The following is a 5,368-nucleotide window of genomic DNA, read 5'->3' as shown; positions in this document are numbered from 1 at the left end:
ACCAGTTCAATGGTGCAATAGCCTTGATAGCCGCGCAGCTGAATATCCTGCATCAGTGCTGCGAGCGGGATTTTACCTTCGCCAGGGATATAATGGCTGTCGCTGGCACCGTCGCTGTCGACGATATGCACATGGCGTAATCGATCGCCCAGCTTATCGAAATAACTCATGATGGGTTCACCTTGCACAAAGGGAGCGCAAATATCCACCATGCTGTTCAGGTGCGGCGAGGGGACGGCGTCGAGCGCCCGCAGCACATCATTAGCGTTGCAAACCACGTTGGACTCATAAGGTGTGAGCGGTTCTAACAGCAACTCCATATCGATATCCTCGGCATGTTGAACCAACTGTTGCAGGTTATCGAGCAAACGTGGCCAGATTTGATCGGGAGTGGCCAGGTAACCGGCATGAGCTGCCGAAATGAGCGTAAAACCCGCGTTCATCTCTTTGGCCATATCCATCGCCAGCATCATCATATCCAGGCTTTCGCGCCGCATCCGTTCACTACCGATCATCATGTTATACGGATAGCCATTGGTTTCTGGGGTATAGCCGATAATCGGCAGTTGATAAACCCGCGCCAGTTCCTTCAGGTGGTGGATGTCTCCCGCTTTGAGATCCGGAGCAAAGGCATGTGGCCGTCCTCCCCAGATCTCAATCCCGTCGTAACCGAGTTCATGGGCGTCCTTGAAGGCTTGCTCCAGCGGTAAACGCTGGTGTCCACAGGTAAACATACCGGTTTTCATGTTGACTCCTTTATGCGTGGTTATCGTTATCAAAGGGGGTAGGGTAGAGCGGGCGGTGTGTTACCGCCCGTCGTCAGGATCAGTATTCCACCAGGCCACCGTAGTAACGGCGATCGTCCGGGTTGTGGTCTTTGTAAATCGAGAGGTAGTAGCAAAGCCATTCCATCGGCACAAACATCAGGAAAGGCGCCATCCAAGGGTGTAGCCCTTGACTGATTTCCGCGTAATCAATCACGATCACGTTATCGGTACGCGCCTTGACGAAGTTAATGGCGCGTTGGGTGGTATGACGGCTTTCGTCGTTGCCAAGCAGGAACAGGAAAGGTACGCCAGGCTCAACCACCTCCAGCGGTCCGTGGCGGAACTCGCCGCTTTCAAGCACGCTGCCGTGGGTCCAGGTGAATTCCATCAGCGTCACAATGCCTTCCTTATAGCCTAGTGGACGCAGTGGGCCTGCTGCCACGGTATAGATCATCGGCCAAGCGGAGGCCTTTTCACCCAATGCCCGGCCTTTCTCTTCCCAGTTACGGACCAATTCACCCAGCGCCTGCGGCAGTTTCGCCAGGTCGTGAGTTAACGCTTCGATCTCGGGATGCGGTTGCAAACGGGTGATCATTTCCAGCGCGAAGGTGTAGCACAGCAGCAGGTGGATCTCCCAGATACAATCGGCTTCATAGGCCACCAGGTGTTCGGCGACGCTGGCAATGGGGCTGTCGCTGCGTTTGGTGATGGCGGCGGTCAGCGCCCCACGGCTTCCTGCAAGCTCTAACGCCTTGATCACCTCTTCGGTTTTGCCGTAATCCGACACACCAATTACCGCGCAACGTTCATCGAGACGGTGTGGCGTATTGTCACAGAACTCCCAACCGGAATAGGCGTAGCACTGGAGAGAAGAGAAGCGATCTACCAGATGTTTGGCGGTTTGCGCCGCGTTTAGCGGTGAGCCACAGGCCACGAAGTAAAACCGGTCAATGCCGCGAGCGAGCATCTCGTCAACAATTGCTTTTACCTTTGGCACATCTACCCGCATCACTTTTTCAACTTCCTGCACCATATTCTCGGTAACCAGGAAATCCACGGTGCTTTTATCGATATTCAACATACAACGTTCTCCAGACAGGTCATTACAGAAGGATTAACACTCATTCGCCAAGCGCCGATTGCGACGTTCCCAAAAGGCATAGGCAGGTAAACCGGTGGCAATAACGATCAGTGCGCATACCAGACCGGGGATTGGCGCCCATACAAAGGTGGATGCCACCAAAATCAAGCTGGATGCCAATGCGGCAAAGGTCATCAACCCAAATGCCGGGGTGCGCCACAGCGGGTGATAGTCTTCACGTTTGCGACACCAGATAATGGAACCGAAGGTGAGGGTATTTTTGAAACACATCACCAGCGTGAAATAGCCGAGCAGGCTGGTCAGGTCTGAGACATAGATAAAGAAAATCCCCAAGGCGCATTGCAGAATGATCGAGTAGTCCGGCGTCTGGTATTTGGGGTGGATATGTGCGAAGCATTTGAAAAACAGCTGGTCCTTGGCCATCGCGTATTCAAGACGCGGTTGGTACATTACGCAGCTTGAGAGCGAGCCAAGGATCACGATCACTGCGGTGATCGCCACGAAGATCCCGGCGATACCCCCCAGCGTTGGCAGGTAGGTCAGAGCGTCAGAAATCGGCGTGCCGGATGCGGCGAGTTTGTCGAACGGCATCAGACCGGTGATCACCAACGCCAGCAGGGAGTAGAGCACCAGAACCAGCAGGCAGGAGCCGATCAGGGCTTTGGGCATGGTTTTCCCGGGGTTTTTTATTTCACCGGTCATATAACAGATCGAGGCCATGCCGGTATATGACCAACTGGTGGCCGAAATCCCGGCCAATAAGGCCATCAAGCCGGCACCAATACCGATTGGGGAGACGTTGCTTGCAGTAGCGACCAGGTTTTCTCCGCGGATATAAAAGATCCCCAGGCCAATAACCAGTGTGAAAGGGATGATTTTTGCAATGGTGATCAGCATCTGGAAGTTGGCACCGCCTTCAACGGAGCGCAGGTGCAACAGCATGAACACCAGGATCAGCGCCGTGGCAATCAGTTTGCCCACCAAGGGATCTACCGGGAAAATGAAGTTCAGGTTACTGACAATCGCTAATGCCATGATGGACAGAGATGGCGCATCATTTGCCCAAAAGCTGGTCCAGCCAGAGAGGAAGGCCAGGGGGCGGCTCCCGGCTTTCTTAAGATAGATGTAATCTGCGCCGTTTTCTGGATAAGCCGTTGAAAGTTCGGCATAGACGCACATCTGTGGGATCACGATCAGGCCGCCGATAATAAAAGCGGCGATGGTCAGCATCGGGCTGCCCGCGGCTTTCGCAACCTCTCCGACCGAGACAAAAATGCCCGATCCCACCGTGGTCCCCACCGCAATCGCCAGCACGGCCCAGAAGCCCAGCTTGCGTTGTAACTCTTTAACTTCCATACAGTCACCTTCTCGTTGTAGGTCGAGGTTTTTACCGAGTCGCCCCCCAGTAAAATGTTCAAGACGGTACCCATCAGCGTTTTTTAGGTATAGGGATCCTCACTCATTAATTAAATTAAATTAATGGGTTAGTTCTTTTTTGTGAGGTCTCTGCGTTGGGTTTATCGCTTTATGATAACGCATAATCAATATAACAACATATGATGTATTGTTTTGTTTATCGCGATCACAAATTTTGTAAAAGGGGGGAGTCAAATAGCGAAAAGGATCGCAGAAGTGTCATTCAGGGTAGGGCAGAACGGAATTGAGGCGCTTCAGCGCCTGGCGCAACGAGGGTGGGGGCCGGTAGCAGGCGGCCTGACAGCCAGCAGTCAAAGGCTCTGGAGGCAGGCTTTACCCGTTCTGATGGCTATCTTGGCGTGATTAATCAACCGTTGCGGTTCACGCCATCTTCTGGTGAATAATATGTAGCGGAGGTTCGATATGCAGATCGACACTCAGATCCTGGCGGAAGTCATAGGGCGTAATGTTGAAACGCTTTCTGAACATGTAGGTGAAGTGTGATTGGGAACCGAAACCAAAATCCAAGGCGATATCGAAAATGGAAGCCTCGCTGCTGCGTAACTGGTACACCGCTCCGGCAAGGCGGCGCTCGCGGATGTACTTGCCCAGCGAAATCCCCGTCGCTTCTTTGAACAGCTTCTGCATATGCCACAGTGAATAGCCGGAATACTCGGCCAACTCTTCAAGGTGGATCACTCGTCCCAGATGGGTTTCAACCCATTTGCTGAGCGCGCAGACTAGTGCGAGGTGATGTTCTTGTATCAATAACTTTACCCAATTGATTTTGTCGTTGAACCGCAGCGCAGAGCATACGGCAGGCTCACTTAGCGTACCTTACAGGCCCCAGGTTGTCACCTTCGTGCCGGTTAAAGCGGGATCGTTTTGACCTTCGCCATCAGGCGGCCTGCCAGACGGACAATCTCCGCCGCGTCGTCTGGAATAAACCCCATGGTGATCGCCATCCCTAACAGGACGTTATCCTGGCTGAAAATCGGGCAAGCGATCGCGCGTGCGCCGGGGATGCCTTCGGTAACATTGTAACGTACCGCATAGCCCTGCTGACGGATCTTTTCGAGCTCTTCAGCCTCGAGCAGCGGCGTAATAGAGTTATCAAACGCTTGATAGGCGTAGCCTGCCGCGCTGGCATTCATGGGGATGAGGGTGTTTTCGAGGTAGTCGATATCGATATTTTTATGGCTGCGATTGTAGCGCCTCAGCAAGATGTTACTCCCTTGGCGTACCGCCCAGCCAGTGGAGTAGTTCAACTCATCGCGCAGCTCACAGAGCGCATTATTGATGATTGTCGCCAACGTCTGCTGTTTGCCTGCCGCCGAAGCTAGCGCCAACAGCTTGCTGCCAAGCGAGTAGCGGCTGGTCTCCTGTTCCTGATAGAGCATCTGGCTACGGCACAGCGAAACCAGATACTTATGCAACCGGCTTTTCGAAAGCCCACTGTGTCTGGCGATCTCCGAAGCGCGGGCGTTTCCCCCCAGTGCGGTGACACTTTCTAATACCGACACGGCGATATCGACCGAATTTACGCCTTGAGCTTCCGACATTCTGCTTACCTTGACTGGCTATTACTTCAATCCTTTCACTTTACCAGTTTAAGGCGGTGAATGCCCCCGCTAACCAGAACCAGACATCTGTTCCAGCGAATTTTCAGCGCACCAGGACTCACTATTTTGAGGTGGATTGATCTGCTTCAATATACTATTGGTTAACTAGGTTTATTTATAGTGAACACCTGGAAGTGATCTTACCGAGAATAAAACTATGAATGACATTGCTTCACTCCGACTCAAACGGCGCACATTGTTAAAGGGGCTGGGCGTTATTGGCCTGGCGTCACTCTCACCCTGCGCCTTCTCTTTATCTACGGGTCAACAAGAACCCTTACGCCGTATCCATCTTAAACTGACGGATTATCAAACCTTTCGCTCAACCTGTGCCATGGAGTGCCTGCACTGCAACCTGACCGCTTACGTCTATCAGAAAAAGCTGATGAAGATTGAAGCGACGGAAGGCTTTAATGTGAAATGTTGCCTGCGGGGCATCAGCCGTACCAAATGGGTTTATC

The 5,368-nt window shown here is 52.8% G+C and carries 5 protein-coding genes and 1 pseudogene; 1 reads left to right on the top strand and 5 read right to left on the bottom strand.

Going from position 1 to position 5,368, the window contains the following annotated elements; genetic code table 11:
* The 5 genes from frlC to ACLQ7H_RS07075 form a co-directional block, all read right to left on the bottom strand.
* Positions 1 to 746: fructoselysine 3-epimerase (frlC, locus tag ACLQ7H_RS07095; protein WP_411752053.1), on the bottom strand; the 746-nt coding region annotated here is incomplete at its 3' end.
* 79 nt (positions 747 to 825) lie between these two features.
* Positions 826 to 1,848, bottom strand: coding sequence for a fructoselysine 6-phosphate deglycase (gene frlB / locus ACLQ7H_RS07090; RefSeq protein ID WP_411752052.1), 1,023 nt, complete (start codon positions 1,846 to 1,848; stop codon positions 826 to 828).
* A 33-nt stretch (positions 1,849 to 1,881) separates the two neighbouring features.
* On the bottom strand, positions 1,882 to 3,225 hold the full coding sequence (frlA, locus tag ACLQ7H_RS07085) for a fructoselysine/psicoselysine transporter FrlA (RefSeq protein ID WP_411752051.1): 1,344 nt from the start codon (positions 3,223 to 3,225) through the stop codon (positions 1,882 to 1,884).
* A 441-nt stretch (positions 3,226 to 3,666) separates the two neighbouring features.
* Positions 3,667 to 4,053: a helix-turn-helix domain-containing protein gene (locus tag ACLQ7H_RS07080; RefSeq protein ID WP_024486415.1), complete on the bottom strand. Its 387-nt coding sequence runs from the start codon at positions 4,051 to 4,053 to the stop codon at positions 3,667 to 3,669.
* Positions 4,054 to 4,154: 101 nt separating this feature from the next.
* Complete coding sequence (locus ACLQ7H_RS07075) at positions 4,155 to 4,847, bottom strand: IclR family transcriptional regulator (RefSeq protein WP_411752050.1); 693 nt, start codon at positions 4,845 to 4,847, stop codon at positions 4,155 to 4,157.
* A gap of 217 nt (positions 4,848 to 5,064) precedes the next feature.
* Here ACLQ7H_RS07075 and ACLQ7H_RS07070 point away from each other — a divergent pair.
* Positions 5,065 to 5,368: pseudogene (locus ACLQ7H_RS07070) on the top strand (DMSO reductase); the annotation flags it as partial.

The sequence above is a fragment of the Serratia sp. (in: enterobacteria) genome (assembly GCF_046715635.1).
Classification (GTDB): domain Bacteria; phylum Pseudomonadota; class Gammaproteobacteria; order Enterobacterales; family Enterobacteriaceae; genus Chania.
Note: the sequence above shows the minus strand (reverse complement) of the source record. Positions and strands in the feature narration are given on the sequence as shown.

Coding starts and splice junctions, on each gene's coding strand:
- frlB (WP_411752052.1), bottom strand. CDS start 1,848: ATGTTGAATATCGATAAAAGCACCGTGGATTTCCTGGTTACCGAGAAT.
- frlA (WP_411752051.1), bottom strand. CDS start 3,225: ATGGAAGTTAAAGAGTTACAACGCAAGCTGGGCTTCTGGGCCGTGCTG.
- ACLQ7H_RS07075 (WP_411752050.1), bottom strand. CDS start 4,847: ATGTCGGAAGCTCAAGGCGTAAATTCGGTCGATATCGCCGTGTCGGTA.